Genomic DNA, 14,906 nt, shown 5'->3' with positions numbered 1-14,906 from the left:
TCCAGCATGCGCACCGAACAACCGAAGATGATCTACCTGAAGGACTATCAGGCGCCCGAGTACCTGATCGACGAGACGCACCTGACCTTCGAGTTGTTCGAGGACCACAGCCTGGTCCATGCGCAACTGGTGATGCGCCGCAACCCCGAGCGTGGCCCGGGCCTGCCGCCGCTGGTGCTGGATGGCCAGCAACTCGAGCTGGTGTCGGTCACGTTGGCCGACCGCGAGTTGAGTGCTGCCGACTATCAATTGACCGAGAGTCACCTGACCCTGCACCCGACCAGCACCACGTTCACGGTCGATACCAGCGTCAGGATCCATCCGGAAACCAACACCGCGCTGGAAGGCCTGTACAAGTCCGGCACGATGTTCTGCACCCAGTGCGAGGCCGAAGGCTTCCGCAAGATCACCTATTATCTCGACCGTCCGGACGTGATGAGCACCTTCACCACCACCGTGGTTGCCGAACAGCACAGCTATCCGGTGTTGCTGTCCAACGGCAACCCGATTGCCTCCGGTCCTGGCGAAGACGGCCGGCACTGGGCGACCTGGGAAGACCCGTTCAAGAAACCGGCGTACCTGTTTGCGTTGGTGGCCGGTGACCTGTGGTGCGTTGAAGACACGTTCACCACCATGACCGAACGCACTGTGGCGCTGCGTATTTATGTCGAGCCGGAAAACATCGACAAGTGCCAGCACGCCATGAACAGCCTGAAGAAATCCATGCGCTGGGACGAAGAGGTCTACGGTCGCGAGTACGATCTGGACATCTTCATGATCGTCGCCGTGAACGACTTCAACATGGGCGCGATGGAGAACAAGGGCCTCAACATCTTCAACTCCAGCGCCGTGCTGGCCCGCGCCGAAACCGCCACCGACGCCGCGCACCAGCGGGTCGAGGCGATCGTCGCTCACGAATATTTCCACAACTGGTCGGGCAACCGCGTGACCTGCCGCGACTGGTTCCAGCTGTCGCTGAAGGAAGGTTTCACCGTGTTCCGCGATTCGGGCTTCTCCGCCGACATGAACTCGGCCACGGTCAAGCGTATTCAGGACGTCGCCTACCTGCGCACCCACCAGTTCGCCGAAGACGCCGGTCCCATGGCCCACGCTGTGCGCCCGGACAGCTTTATCGAGATTTCCAACTTCTACACCCTGACTGTGTACGAAAAGGGTTCGGAAGTCGTGGGCATGATCCATACCTTGCTCGGCGCTGAAGGTTTCCGCAAAGGCAGCGATTTGTACTTTGATCGCCACGACGGCCAGGCCGTGACCTGCGATGACTTCATCAAGGCCATGGAAGATGCCAACGGCGTCGACCTGACCCAGTTCAAGCGCTGGTACAGCCAGGCGGGCACACCGCGTCTGTCCGTGAGCGAGTCTTACGACGCGGCGGCAAAAACCTACAGCCTGACGTTCCGCCAGAGCTGCCCGGAAACCCCGGACAAAGTTGAAAAACTGCCGTTCGTGATTCCGGTCGAACTGGGCCTGCTCGATAGCAAGGGCGGCGAGATTGCCCTGCGTCTTGCCGGTGAAGCCGCCGCCCAAGGCACGACCCGCGTGATCTCGGTGACCGAAGCCGAGCAGACGTTCACCTTCGTCGACATCGCTGAACAACCGTTGCCGTCGTTGCTGCGTGGTTTCTCGGCGCCGGTGAAACTGAGCTTCCCGTACAACCGCGATCAGTTGATGTTCCTGATGCAGCACGACAGCGACGGTTTCAACCGCTGGGATGCCGGGCAGCAACTGTCTGTGCAGGTGTTGCAGGAATTGATCGCCCAGCAGCAGAAGGGCGAAGCGCTGGTGCTGGATCAGCGTCTGGTCACCGCGTTGCGCACTGTGCTGTCGGACGAATCGCTGGATCAGGCGATGGTCGCGGAAATGCTCTCGTTGCCGAGCGAAGCGTATCTCACCGAAATCAGCGAAGTGGCGGATGTCGACGCCATCCACACCGCCCGTGAGTTTGCCCGTAAGCAACTGACGGACGCCTTGTTCGAAGGCCTGTGGCTGCGCTATCAGGCCAATCGCGAATTGTCGAAGCAGACGCCGTACATGGCCGAGGCCGAGCATTTCGCCCGTCGCGCCTTGCAGAACATTGCGTTGTCGTACCTGATGCTCAGCGGCAAACCGGAAGTATTGGCGGCAACCCTGGAGCAGTTCGACGCGTGCGACAACATGACCGAGCGTTTGACCGCACTGGCGGTGTTGGTCAACTCGCCGTTCGAAGAACAGAAGGCCACGGCGCTGGCGAGCTTCGCCGAGCACTTCAAGGACAACCCGCTGGTCATGGATCAATGGTTCAGCGTGCAGGCCGGCAGTGTATTGCCTGGCGGTCTGGATCGGGTGAAGGCGTTGATGCAGCACCCGGCCTTCAACATCAAGAACCCGAACAAGGTGCGGGCGCTGGTCGGTGCGTTTGCCGGGCAGAACCTGATCAACTTCCATGCGGCGGATGGTTCCGGGTATCGCTTCCTCGCCGATCTGGTGATCGAGTTGAATGGCTTCAATCCGCAGATTGCTTCTCGCCAGTTGGCGCCTCTGACTCGCTGGCGCAAGTACGACAGTGCCCGTCAGGCTTTGATGAAAGCTGAGCTGGAGCGCATTCGTGCGTCGGGTCAGTTGTCCAGCGATGTGTTTGAAGTGGTCAGCAAGAGTCTGGCCTGAGTCTGCTGTTGACCTTGGCGGCCTTCGGGCCGACCAATTTCTTTTTCTTTCAGATGTACTCAATCCCTGTAGGAGCTGGCTTGCCAGCGATGGCGGTGTGTCAGCTGCAGCAGGGTTGGCCGAGATGGCGCCATCGCCGGCAAGCCAGCTCCTACAGGGAGGTGTGTACAGCCTGACGAACAGGCCGGCCGGTAGGCCGCCTCGCTTTGGCTTTTGGTTTTCTTACCCCCCTCGATAGGCCCACGGCGAGGCACCAAATGTAAGGGGCCAAGCGCTTTGGTTACTTTCGCCTGGGCCGGCATTCCGGCTCTTCGAACGTGACCCGCCGTAAGGGCGGAACCAATAGCGGCCGTAACCGCAGCAACGGATATGTACACCAATCACCAAAACCCCAATCACCCCACCTGATACCCAACCATTCAGAACAACCCCCATCCCCCCCGGTTAACAAAAGATAACGTGGCGTCGATTGTCAGACATTCAAAAACACCGATAGGATAAGCCAGCTTCCGAAGGGGCTCTGGATTGCGGGTTTCAGGACTATGTTCTGAAACTGCCGGTCCAGACACGCACCCTTACGGCGCCCAGAAAGGTTGAATGACCTAACAATAATAATGGGGGAAGGTCTATGAGTGAGCCTGTCATGGGTGTGGGTATCTGCCGCCCGCCGGCATTACGCAAAATCGCGTTGCTGGCTACAGCGCTCTCGCTGTTGGGCTCGGCCATGCTGTCGGCACCTGTGCTGGCCGCAACGACGCCAGCATCCGACGTTGTTTATGCCACTGAATCTGCCAAGGCGGTCAAAAGCCTGATGCTCGATGTCGTCCACGCCGGCAAGCGGCTGGTGGCGGTTGGGGATCGCGGGCACATCCTTTATTCCGATGACCAGGGTACCAGCTGGGCGCAGGCCAAGGTGCCAACCCGGGCACTGCTGACGTCGGTGTTTTTCGTCGATGACAAACACGGCTGGGCCGTCGGCCATGACGCACAGATCCTCGCCAGCGAGGACGGCGGCGCCACCTGGACCAAGCAATTCGAAGATCTCCAACGCGAGTCGCCGCTGCTCGATGTCTGGTTCAAGGACGTCAACAGCGGCTTCGCCGTGGGTGCTTACGGCGCGCTGCTTGAAACCACCGATGGCGGCAAACACTGGGAAGACGTCAGTGACCGCATGGACAATGAAGACCAGTACCACCTGAACGCAATCGCAGCGGTCAAGGACTCCGGTCTGTTCATCGTTGGCGAGCAGGGCAGCATGTTCCGCTCTGCCGACTGGGGCCAGACCTGGGAAAAACTCGAAGGTCCGTACGAAGGCTCGTTGTTCGGCGTGATGGGCACGGCTCAACCTTCCACGCTGCTGGTTTACGGTCTGCGCGGCAATCTCTACCGTTCCACCGACTTCGGCAGCAACTGGGAGCAAGTCGAGCTCAAGGCTGAACGCGGCGACCTGGAGTTCGGTCTGTCCGGTAGCACGCTGCTCGATGACGGTTCCATCGTGATCGTCGGCAACGGCGGTTCGGTGATTCGCAGCAGCGACGATGGCGAAACCTTCAAAGTGGTCAACCGTGCGGATCGCATTTCCGTCTCGGCGGTCACCGCTGCAGGCAATGGCAATCTGGTTCTAGCCGGGCAGGGCGGCGTTCGCGTCACCTCGCCGAATGGCACCGAGTCGGGCAAATGAGCCGGGTTAATAATAAGAAGGCGCAGCTATGACTTCCTTGAGTACTCATCAACAGGACAAGGCGACGTTCCTCGAACGCCTGATCTTCAACAACCGCCCGGCAGTGATCACGATCTGCCTGCTGGTCAGCATTTTCCTGTTCTGGCAGGCGACGCTGATCCGTCCTTCCACCAGTTTCGAAAAAATGATCCCGCTGGAGCACCCCTTCATCCAGAAGATGATGGAGCACCGCAATGATCTGGCGAACCTGGGCAACACCGTGCGGATTTCGGTGGAAGCCACCGATGGCGACATCTTCTCCAAGGAGTACATGGAGACCCTGCGTCAGATCAACGACGAGGTGTTCTACATCTCCGGTGTCGACCGTTCGGGCCTCAAGTCGCTGTGGAGTCCGAGCGTTCGCTGGACTGAAGTGACGGAAGAGGGCTTTGCCGGCGGCGAAGTCATTCCGCAGAGCTACAACGGCTCCCAGGCCAGTCTCGACCTGCTGCGCAACAACGTGCTCAAGTCCGGGCAAGTCGGGCGGCTGGTGTCCAATGACTTCAAGTCGAGCATCGTCGACATCCCGTTGCTGGAGTCCTACCCGGACCCGCAAGACCAGGGCAAGTTGCTGGCGCTGGATTACCGCAAGTTCTCCCACGAGCTGGAAGACAAGATCCGCGACAAGTTTGAAAAACAGAACCCCAACGTCAAGATCCACATCGTCGGTTTCGCCAAGAAAGTCGGTGACCTGATCGATGGCCTGGTGATGGTGGTGATGTTCTTCGGCATTGCCTTCGTCATCACCCTGATCCTGTTGCTGTGGTTCACCAACTGCCTGCGCAGTACCGTGGCCGTGTTGAGCACGACGCTGGTGGCGGTGGTCTGGCAGCTGGGCTTGATGCACTTCTTCGGCTTCGGGCTCGATCCTTATTCGATGCTCGTTCCGTTCCTGATCTTCGCCATCGGTATTTCCCACGGCGTGCAGAAGATCAACGGTATCGCCTTGCAATCCAGCGAGGCGGACAACGCCCTGACGGCAGCACGACGTACGTTCCGTCAACTGTTTCTGCCGGGGATGATTGCGATCCTTGCGGATGCGGTGGGTTTCATCACGCTGCTGATCATCGATATCGGCGTGATCCGCGAGCTGGCCATCGGCGCGTCCATCGGCGTGGCGGTGATCGTGTTCACCAACCTGATCCTGCTGCCGGTGGCGATTTCCTATGTCGGCATCAGCAAGCGTGCCGTCGAACGCAGCAAGAAAGATGCGGTGCGTGAACACCCGTTCTGGCGTCTGCTGTCGAATTTCGCCAGCGCCAAAGTGGCCCCGGTTTCCATTCTGCTGGCATTGATCGCCTTTGGCGGTGGCCTCTGGTACAGCCAAAACCTGAAGATCGGTGACCTCGATCAGGGTGCTCCCGAGTTGCGTCCGGATTCGCGCTACAACAAGGACAACAACTTCATCATCAACAACTACTCCACCAGCTCCGACGTTTTGGTGGTGATGGTCAAGACCAATTCCGAAGGTTGCTCGCGCTACGAAGCCATGGCGCCGATCGATGAGTTGATGTGGAAGATGCAGAACACCGAGGGCGTGCAGTCGGCGATTTCTTTGGTGACTGTGTCCAAGCAGATGATCAAGGGCATGAACGAGGGCAACCTGAAATGGGAAACCCTGTCGCGTAACCCAGACGTACTGAACAACTCCATTGCCCGGGCCGATGGCCTGTACAACAACAGTTGCTCGCTGGCGCCGGTGCTGGTGTTCCTCAACGATCACAAGGCCGAAACCCTGGATCGTGCGGTGCATGCGGTGCAGGAATTCGCCAAGGAAAACAACAAGGATGGCCTGGAATTCATCCTCGCTGCCGGTAACGCGGGGATCGAGGCGGCTACCAACGAGGTGATCAAGAAGTCCGAGCTGACCATCCTGATCCTGGTGTACATCTGTGTGGCGGTCATGTGCATGATCACCTTCCGCTCTTGGGCGGCGACCTTGTGCATCGTGCTGCCGCTGGTACTGACATCGGTGCTCGGCAACGCCCTGATGGCCTTCATGGGTATCGGCGTGAAAGTCGCGACCCTGCCGGTGGTGGCGCTCGGGGTGGGGATTGGCGTGGACTACGGCATTTATATCTACAGCCGTCTGGAAAGCTTCCTGCGTGCCGGTCTGCCGTTGCAAGAAGCCTACTACCAGACGCTGAAATCTACCGGTAAGGCCGTACTGTTCACCGGTCTGTGCCTGGCCATCGGCGTGTGCACCTGGATCTTCTCGGCCATCAAGTTCCAGGCCGACATGGGGCTGATGCTGACCTTCATGCTGCTGTGGAACATGTTCGGCGCACTGTGGCTGTTGCCGGCACTGGCGCGGTTCCTGATCAAGCCGGAGAAACTGGCTGGGCAGAAGGGTAATTCGCTGTTTGCCCACTGATCCAGGCTGAAATGAAAAAGCCGCAACCGCATGTTGCGGCTTTTTCATGCCCGATGGTTTTTCCTTGAAGCCTGTGGGAGCAAGCTCACTCCCACTGGAAAGGTAGTGCTTGCGCTATCATTGCGTCTTTCCCATTCAAAGATTGACTGCCATGACGACCGCAACCGACACCCTGCTCAACGTCCTCGAACACTGCGATATGGTGGAGATCGACGGCTTGCACGCTTTCGAATTCTCCCTCGATGAGATCGATAACCTGCACATTGAATGCATGGATGGCCGTGCGGCCAAACACTGGGAGTTCACGCCAGCGCAAATCCAGGCGGCGACCTTCGATCCAACCCTGCAAAGCTGGCTGATCACCGGTGACTCAGGCGAACACCGACTGGTGTGCTTAACAGCATTTCGTGGCGACAACGACGACGAAGACGCAAGTAACGATGCGTAATCTCTGGCCGCTGTTGATGGCCGGCAGCATTGGCGCCATGGGCGTACAAACGGCGATGGCCGAGAATGTCGAATTGCTCGTGGGTTCGTACACGGCAGGCTCGAGCCAGGGGATTTACCGTTTGGCGTTCGACAACGCCACCGGGCAAATCAACCCCGTCCCCCTGCAAGTGGTCAGCAGCGAAAACCCGTCATGGCTGACCCTGTCCAAGGATCAGCGGCACCTGTTTGTGGTCAACGAAAACGGACCGGGCCAGACCGATCCGGTAGGGCGCGTCAGCAGTTTTGCCATTGATCCCAAGACCCATGAACTGAGCCTGACAAGCCATTTGCAAAGCCTGGGCAACGAGCCGACCCATTCGAGCCTCAGCGCCGATGGCAGCCACTTGTTCGTCAGCAATTACTCGGTGGCCGAAGACCCGGGCGGTACGCTGGCGGTATTGCCGGTGACCGCCGATGGCAAACTTGAAGCAGTGGTGCAGATGAGCAGCCATCCGGCGAGTCGGGTCAATCCCGAGCGGCAGATGTCGTCGCACGTGCATTCCACGGTGTCATCGCCGGACGGCAAGTACGTGTTTTCCAACGATCTGGGCGCGGATAAGGTCTTTGTCTATCGCTTCGACCCCAAGGCGAATCCCGAGCTGCCATTGACCCCGGCCACCCCGGCATTTGTGCAACTGCCACCCGGCAGCGGGCCGCGTCATCTGTTGTTCAGCGCCGATGGCAAGCACGCGTGGCTGACCATGGAAATGAGCGCGCAGGTCGCGGTGTTCGATTACCGCGATGGCAAGCTTGAGCAGACGCAGATGGTCGATCTGGCGGCCGGCCAACCGATTTCAGACAAGGCAGCAGCGGCGTTGCACGCTTCGGTCGATGGCAAGTTTCTGTATGTCAGCAACCGTGGCACGGCCAACCAGTTGTTGGTGTTTGCCGTGGATCCGGCGACTGGACATCTCAAGGAGCTGCAGCGCAGGGCGGTTGAAGGTGATCATCCTCGGGAGTTCAGCCTCGATCCGAGTGGCAAGTTCCTGCTGATCGCCAACCAGAAGAGCAACCAGATTGTCGTCGTCGAGCGCGATGCCAAGACCGGGCTACTGGGCAAAACCGTGCAAAAACTGCCGATGGATGCCCCGAGCGATCTCAAGTTCTTGGTGCGTCAATAGGCCGCAGGCCCCGGTTGATGGGGCCTGCATCCTTTTATCAATTGCGCTGATATGTGGTACTGCTACAAAGCATTTCAAGGCTCCCATCCTCCACGGTTAAGTTTGCTTCACGGCCCCACCGGGCAAACAAGCCAACTGAATCCGAGGAATACCGCCATGAACTTCAACCTCTTCTCCGTCATCGCCGCTTCCGCCATTTCTGCCACCGTTGCGCTGCCAGCCAGCGCCAACGTTGAAATCAGCGACAAAAAAAACCACACCCAGAGCTACACCCAGAAATACCTGCAACAAAGCGCCAATTTCTACGCCGCGCTGGATCACAAGACTCACGCCTGAAATTTCAGCCCTGCACCTGTTATGCAGGAGCGAACTCACTGGATGATCGACGACTGAAATGTCGAAAACCATCAGAGTGATGTCGCTCCTGCATAGCGCGTTTACGACAGTGTCAGTTGGCCATCAATGTAGCGCTTGATATCACAAGGCCATACGCTTAAATTTGACGCCGGTTTTTCGACTTCCCCTTGAGCAAGGATCGACAACATGGCGATGCGTGTGGCATTGGTTTTCCTGTTTCTCTATTCAGCCCCCATTCTTTCCTCCGTGGAGACTGTTTCCGGTGAACCGGAAGCGGCCCGCGAACGCTTGATGAGTTTTATCGAAGGCTGAAACAGTTCAACGGGCTGGGGTTTTTTGTGGCGAGGGAGCTTGCTCCCGTTGGGTTGCGAAGCGACCCTGTTTTTTTCAGGTATACCCAGTTAGCCAATTTGCGGCTGCTACGCAGCCGAGCGGGAGCAAGCTCCCTCGCCACAGAGCCACAGAGCCACAGAGCCACAGAGCCACAGAGCCACAGAGCCACAGAGCTACAGAACCACATTGTTTACTTGCGCATTACGCCGGTAAATAACTCCGAGTCCAGAAACCGCTGCAACCAGTCCTGCAAGCGCCGATACGGCGTCTGCGCGAACCAGTCACGGTCGACGTGGGCGAACTGGCGCACGAACGGCATCAACGCCACATCGGCCAGGCTTGGATGGCTGGCCAGCAAGTAATCACGTCCCTCCAGCAATTCATCCAGCCTTTGCAAAAACACCTCGCCCTCGCCGCGATAAACCTCCATCGGCTGCTCGGGATAACGCTCGGCGTACTTGTAGCGATTCAAGTGCACCTTGAACACCTGATCGTTCTGTTCGATCAAAGGGGCGATTTGCACCGCTGCGCCAGGATCATCCTTGAGCAACCAGTCCTGCGGATCGTTCTGTGCCAGGGCCCAGCGCATGATGTCGAGGCTTTCGTCGATCACCCGGCCATCGGCGCTGAGCACCGGCACCGTGCCTTTGCCCGACAGCGCGAGCATTTCGGCGGGCTTGGCCTTCAGGCTGACTTCGACAATGTCCACGGCCACGCCCGAGTAGCGCAGGGCCATGCGCGCCCGCATCGCGTACGGGCAACGGCGGAAGGAATACAGCGTGTTCATTTCACCTCCACGGTGCTCAGGCCGTTGCCCTGGCGGCGGACCTGAATCTGCACTGGAATCCGTTCATGCATTTCCTGTACGTGGGAAATCACCGCGACCTTGCGCCCCTGCGCCTGCAAGCCGTCGAGGGCGTCCATGGCCAGTTGCAGGGATTCCGGATCGAGGCTGCCGAAACCTTCGTCGATGAACAACGATTCGATCTTCAAGGTGCTCGACGCCATCGACGCGAGCCCGAGCGCCAGTGCCAGCGACACCAGGAACGTTTCGCCTCCTGATAACGAGTGCACCGAGCGCAGTTCGTCGCCCATTTCGGTGTCCATCACCAGCAGGCCCAACATGCTGCCGCCGCGCTTGAGGCGATAGCGGCGCACCAGTTGGCGCAATTGCACGTTGGCGTGGTGCACCAGCAAGTCGAGATTGTAAGCCTGGGCGATCTTGCGAAAGGTGTCGCCGGTGGCCGAGCCGATCAATGCATTGAGACGTGCCCAGCGCTGGTACTCGCTGTAGGCATCGGCGATTTGCTGCGCCAGGGCCTGATTGGCGTTTTGCCGGCGCTGGTCTTCGGCCTGCTCTGCGCGCAATTCGGCGCAACGCTGTTCGCTGGTTCCGAACAGGTGCTGCAAGTCCGTCAGTGCGGTGGCGAGTTGCTCGGCGTCGAGGTTGCCGTTGTGCTGTGCCTGATGCTCCGCCAGGCGCTTATCGCGTTCCTGAAGCAGGACTTTGGCTTGCTCGATGGCTTTTTCGCTTTGCTGCAAGCGATGACGCAAGTCACTGACCTGCTGGTCGTCGATACTCAGCAGTTCATCGAGACCGCCGTCGTCGAGCTCCGGGTGCAAGGCTCGCCAGTCGGCGATCTTGCCGCTCAAGGCTCGATTTTCGGTTTCCAGTGCCAGCAGGCGTTCTTGCTGGGCCTTGAGTTCCGCGGCCAGTTGCACCAGTGACGTACGAACCGTTTGCAGTTCCTGGGCGGCGGCGGATTCCGCCGAGCGTGCCAGAGCGACAGCCTGATCGAGTTGCTGCTGCCATTGTTCAGCTGTGGTGTGCTGACCGAGCAGTTGCAAGAGCTTCTGCTGGATGGCGTGTTGCTGTTCGTTGAGCGCGGTGAACTGTTGGCTGGTTGCGTCCAGTTGCTGAGTCCGGGTGAGCTGGCGGTCCTGCTCCTTTTCCAGTGTCTGCTGGCGCTGTTGCTGTTCGTCGAGCTCTTCGCGCTGTTGATCAAGCTGTTCCAGGCGCTGGGCGATCTGCCGGTCGAGCTGCATGAACGTTGCGGCAGGTTCGTCGCGCAGCGCTTGCAGGGTGTCGGCGGGGAGCAGGGTGCTGAACGCGGTCAGTTCTTCGTCCAGACGCTGGCGATCGCTGGTCAATTCGCGTTGCTGGTTGAGCAGATGCTGGGTCGCTTGCTGACTGGCCGTTTCAGCGTTGCGCAGTTGCAGAGCCAACCGTGCAGCATCCTGTTGCAGGGTGAGCAGGGCGCTCTGGCGTTGTTCGTCGTCGGCGATGCTCTGGTTCAACTGGCTGTTTTGTCGCGCCAGCCAGGCATCGCGTTTGGCGGCGTCCTGGCCCAGCAACTGCCCCGACAGCGGATGTGCTTCCAGACTCGGCGCCAGGCTCTGCTGCTGAATCGCCAGTTGTTCCTGTTGTTGCAGCAGTTCTTTTTGTCGGGCGATCACGCCGCCGACTTCCGCACGCAGGTCGGTGAGCTTCTCCTTGAGCAGGTCCACGGCTTTCTGCGCAGTGGCCTGTTCATTTTCATCAAAGCGACCGAGGCTTTGCAGCAGCGCTTCGGGCTGATGATACGGATGCTCGGCGCTGCCGCAGACCGGGCACGGTTGATCGTCTTGCAGCTGGGTGCGCAACTCTTCAACGCTGGCGCTGCGGGCCAGACGCTGACGTTCAAGTAACTCGCGGGTGACGCTCAAGGTCTGTTCGGCGACCGCCAGTTCATGCTTGGCCTGCACGCCGTCCTGGGTCAGGCGTTCACGGTCTTGCTGCGCCGTCAGTTGACGTTGTTGCAATTCGCCGCTGCGCTGGTCCAGTTCCTGCTGGCTGGCCCACAGCCGTGTCAGTTCTTCGAAGGCGCGCAATTGCTTGCGGTTGTCCTGCAACAGGCTGCCAAGAATCTGGATCTGTTCGGCTACCGCTTCGGGCTCGGCGCCGGCCTCTTTGTAGAGCACTTCCAAATGTTGCTTTTGCGCGGCCAGTTCTTCGGCGGCGCGGGTGGCGCTGAGTTCCAGCGCGGCCAGTTCGGCCTGGCCTTTGTTCAGGCGGTTGCCCACCAGCATCAACTGTTGCAGGCGATCCCGGTAAGCGTTCCAGGCATCGCTCAACGGTGCCAGATGAGCGCTTTGCTCAAGCTCGGTGCCGATCCGTTGCAAGCGCTCGGCAACCAACTTCTGCTGTTCGAGCAGGCCTTGAATCGTGGTTTGTCCCTGCGTGCAGGCCAATTCGGCTTGCTGCTTGAGGTCCGCACTCAGGCGGGTGTCTTTGACCAGGCGGGCGAGGGTGTTTTGCTCGTCGAAGGCCTGGCGCAGCAGTGGTGCGTTGGCGCTGTGTTGGCTTTGCGCTTCGGTCAGGGCGGATTGAGCGGCAATCTGGCTGGCTTCGAGCTGGGCCTGGCGCGCCTGCGATTGCTCTTGCTGCGCCGTGTGCTGCTGAATCTGCGCTGCCAGAGGCGTGAGCTGGGCAGTGAGTTCGGTCTGGCGCGCGAACTGGTGGCGTTGCGGCGCCAGTTGTTCCAGGCGGGTCAGCTTCAAGCGTTCGCCGGCCAGACTGTCCCAATGCTGTTGGGCTGACTGCAATTGTTCGGTGGCGGCCCGTTGCTGGTCCTGCAATTGGCGCAGGTCCTTGAGCCAGGTGTGTTGCAGCTCGAGTTGCTTGAGCTGTGCCTGCTGGGTCTTGAGTTGTTGCTGTGCCTCACCGAAACGCTGGTCCAGTTCGGCACGGGCTTCGGGCGAAAGCGGTGTGACACCGCTGGCCTTATCCTGCAGCAGTTTGTGGGCCTCGCGGGCTTCTTTGGTCTTGTCGAAAGCCCGGCGACCGAGACGGGTGTACAGCGCGGTGTCGGTGAGTTTTTCCAGCAGCTCGCTGCGGTCGTTGTCATCGGCCTTGAGGAAGGCGCTGAATTCGCTTTGCGCCAGCAGCACGGCGCGAGTGAACTGTTCGAAGTTCAGGCCCAGTGCGGCTTCGAGCTGGGTCTTGTACTCACCTTTCTGGCTGGCAAGCAGTTGGTCCTGATCGATATCACGCAAGCTCTGGCGACTGGCCTGCAGCTTGCCGGCGGCTTTGTCGCGGGCGCGGTTGGCTTCCCAGCGCGCCCGATAGCGGCGGCCGTCGACACCGACGAAATCCACTTCGGCATAACCTTCGCCGGTACCGCGTCGCAGCAGGGTGCGCGGATCACCGGTGCCGATTTCGCCATCGGCGTCCGGCACCTTGGCGTCACGACCGGTGTTGTTCAGGCGGGGTACGGCACCGAACAACGCCAGGCACAAGGCATCGAGCAGGGTACTTTTGCCGGCGCCGGTCGGGCCGGTGATGGCGAACAGTCCGGCACTGGCCAAGGGTTCGGCAGTGAAATCAATTTCAAACGGCCCGGCCAGCGAGGCGAGGTTTTTCAGGCGGATCGCGAGGATTTTCATGGTTGTTCGCTCTCCATCTGCACGTCTTGCAACAGCTCGGCAAAGTCCTTGAGGGTCTGTTCGTCGACCTCGCTGCCGTAATTGTCTTGCCAGGCACGGCTGAACAGTTCCTGGGGCGTGAGCTGGTCCAGTTCGATCAACGCGTTGCCATCGTCTGCACCGTCACGGCTGCCGTTGCCGGCGTACTCGGCGGCGATGCGCACCAGGCGCACGGCTTTGCCTTGCAGGGCGGTTTCCACTTGGTGGCGCAAGTCCGGCTGCGGCTCGTCAAGATGCACCCGTACTTCGAGCCACGGTTGACGCTGGAGATCGGCCAGCAGGTCGATGTTCGGCAGGTCCGCCAGTTGCAGGAGGATGTCCGCCAGCGGTGCCGGGCCGATGCGCTGCAAATTGACTGCGCGGGGAATCAGTTTCGGCTCGACGCTGACCAGGGTTTCGCCGTCGAGCGTGACGTGAAGAATCTGATGCTGATAACCGATCTCGGAAAACGACAACGGAATCGGCGAACCGCAGTAGCGAATGCGCTCCTCGCCATTGACCTTCTGCGGCTTGTGCAAGTGACCGAGGGCAACGTAGCTGATACTCGGCCCGAACAGGCTGGCGGGCAGGGCCTCGGCGTTGCCGATGATCAGGCTGCGCTCGGAGTCTTCCGATACCGAGCCGCCGGCCATGTGCGCGTGGCTGATGGCGATCAGTGCCTGACCCTTCTGGCGTTTGGCATTTGCCGCTTCGATCAGCCATTCATGCACCTGGCCGATGCCGCGCAAATAATTGTCGCCCAGATGCGCGCCGGTGACTTCGGCGGGCCGCAGAAACGGCAACGCCAGGCACCAGCCGGTGATTTCACCACTGGCATCGGGCAAGGGCAGCAACAGGCGCTCGGCGTCCAATTGACCGTCATCGAGCCACAACACCCGACCCAACGCATGGGTACGCAAACGGCGCATCAACGGCGCGGGCAGTTCGATGCGCGAGCCGGAATCGTGGTTGCCGGCAATCATCACGATGGTCAGTAACGGCTGTTGTTCGTGGGCGCTGACGATGAAGTCGTAGAGACGCTCCTGGGCTTTGACCGGCGGGTTGACCGTGTCGAAGATATCGCCGGCAATCAGCAGCGCATCAGGCTGGTCCAGCTTCAATTGACGCAGCAGCCAGTCGAGGAAACAGCCGTGTTCGAAATCGCGATCCTGGCCGTGCAGGTTCTGCCCGAGATGCCAGTCGGAGGTGTGAAACAAGCGCAAGGCGGACTCCGCTACAAAATAGGTGATGGCCGCGTGGAAAATGAAGGCGGCGAAAGGGGAGAGAGTTTACTGGCAAAAAAGTCCTGTCGCTCGGTGGATGTTTTGGAACCTTATGCCTGTGGCGAGGGAGCTTGCTCCCGCTGGGCGGCGAAGCTGCCCCCTTGAGACCTTTGATGAATATT

At 59.8% G+C, this 14,906-nt stretch carries 10 protein-coding genes; 7 read left to right on the top strand and 3 right to left on the bottom strand.

The genetic code is table 11. From position 1 onward, the window contains the following. Positions 1-6: 6 nt before the first annotated feature. The 7 genes from pepN to QYH43_RS04570 all read left to right on the top strand — a co-directional run bounded on the left by pepN (position 7) and on the right by QYH43_RS04570 (position 9,037). Entirely contained in the window at positions 7-2,664 is a 2,658-nt protein-coding gene (pepN, locus tag QYH43_RS04600; protein ID WP_095151217.1) for an aminopeptidase N, read from the top strand. Positions 2,665-3,292: 628 nt separating this feature from the next. Next, entirely contained in the window at positions 3,293-4,345 is a 1,053-nt protein-coding gene (locus QYH43_RS04595; RefSeq protein ID WP_301156515.1) for a YCF48-related protein, read from the top strand. Positions 4,346-4,373: 28 nt separating this feature from the next. Beyond that, positions 4,374-6,758: an RND family transporter gene (locus QYH43_RS04590; protein WP_095059883.1), complete on the top strand. Its 2,385-nt coding sequence runs from the start codon at positions 4,374-4,376 to the stop codon at positions 6,756-6,758. Between the two features lie 151 nt (positions 6,759-6,909). Next, entirely contained in the window at positions 6,910-7,206 is a 297-nt protein-coding gene (locus QYH43_RS04585; RefSeq protein ID WP_095059882.1) for a DUF5629 family protein, read from the top strand. Continuing rightward, positions 7,199-8,368 carry a lactonase family protein gene (locus QYH43_RS04580; protein WP_095059881.1) on the top strand — a complete coding sequence of 390 codons (1,170 nt, stop codon included), beginning with the start codon at positions 7,199-7,201 and terminating at the stop codon, positions 8,366-8,368. Before QYH43_RS04585 ends, QYH43_RS04580 begins: the two co-directional genes overlap by 8 nt. Positions 8,369-8,524: 156 nt before the next feature. After that, complete coding sequence (locus QYH43_RS04575) at positions 8,525-8,704, top strand: hypothetical protein (RefSeq protein ID WP_095059880.1); 180 nt, start codon at positions 8,525-8,527, stop codon at positions 8,702-8,704. A 207-nt stretch (positions 8,705-8,911) separates the two neighbouring features. Further along, a complete protein-coding gene (locus QYH43_RS04570) occupies positions 8,912-9,037 on the top strand; it encodes a hypothetical protein (protein ID WP_256580366.1) in 126 nt (41 codons plus the stop codon). Between the two features lie 211 nt (positions 9,038-9,248). Here the strand turns inward: QYH43_RS04570 and QYH43_RS04565 are convergent, their stop codons facing one another. Genes QYH43_RS04565 through QYH43_RS04555 form a run of 3 tightly spaced genes read right to left on the bottom strand, consistent with a single transcriptional unit; the run spans position 9,249 to position 14,724 of the window. After that, entirely contained in the window at positions 9,249-9,845 is a 597-nt protein-coding gene (locus tag QYH43_RS04565; RefSeq protein ID WP_095151216.1) for a glutathione S-transferase, read from the bottom strand. Next, the gene (locus QYH43_RS04560; RefSeq protein ID WP_301156514.1) at positions 9,842-13,483 is read right to left on the bottom strand and encodes an AAA family ATPase; all 3,642 of its coding nucleotides are present in this window, start codon (positions 13,481-13,483) and stop codon (positions 9,842-9,844) included. Before QYH43_RS04560 ends, QYH43_RS04565 begins: the two co-directional genes overlap by 4 nt. After that, a complete protein-coding gene (locus QYH43_RS04555) occupies positions 13,480-14,724 on the bottom strand; it encodes an exonuclease SbcCD subunit D C-terminal domain-containing protein (RefSeq protein WP_095059937.1) in 1,245 nt (414 codons plus the stop codon). Before QYH43_RS04555 ends, QYH43_RS04560 begins: the two co-directional genes overlap by 4 nt. Between the last annotated feature and the right edge of the window lie 182 nt (positions 14,725-14,906).

The sequence above is a fragment of the Pseudomonas sp. C32 genome (genome assembly GCF_030417915.1).
Lineage (GTDB): Bacteria > Pseudomonadota > Gammaproteobacteria > Pseudomonadales > Pseudomonadaceae > Aquipseudomonas.
The sequence above is the reverse complement of the archived record's forward strand: the minus strand, read 5'-3'. Positions and strand labels throughout refer to the sequence as shown.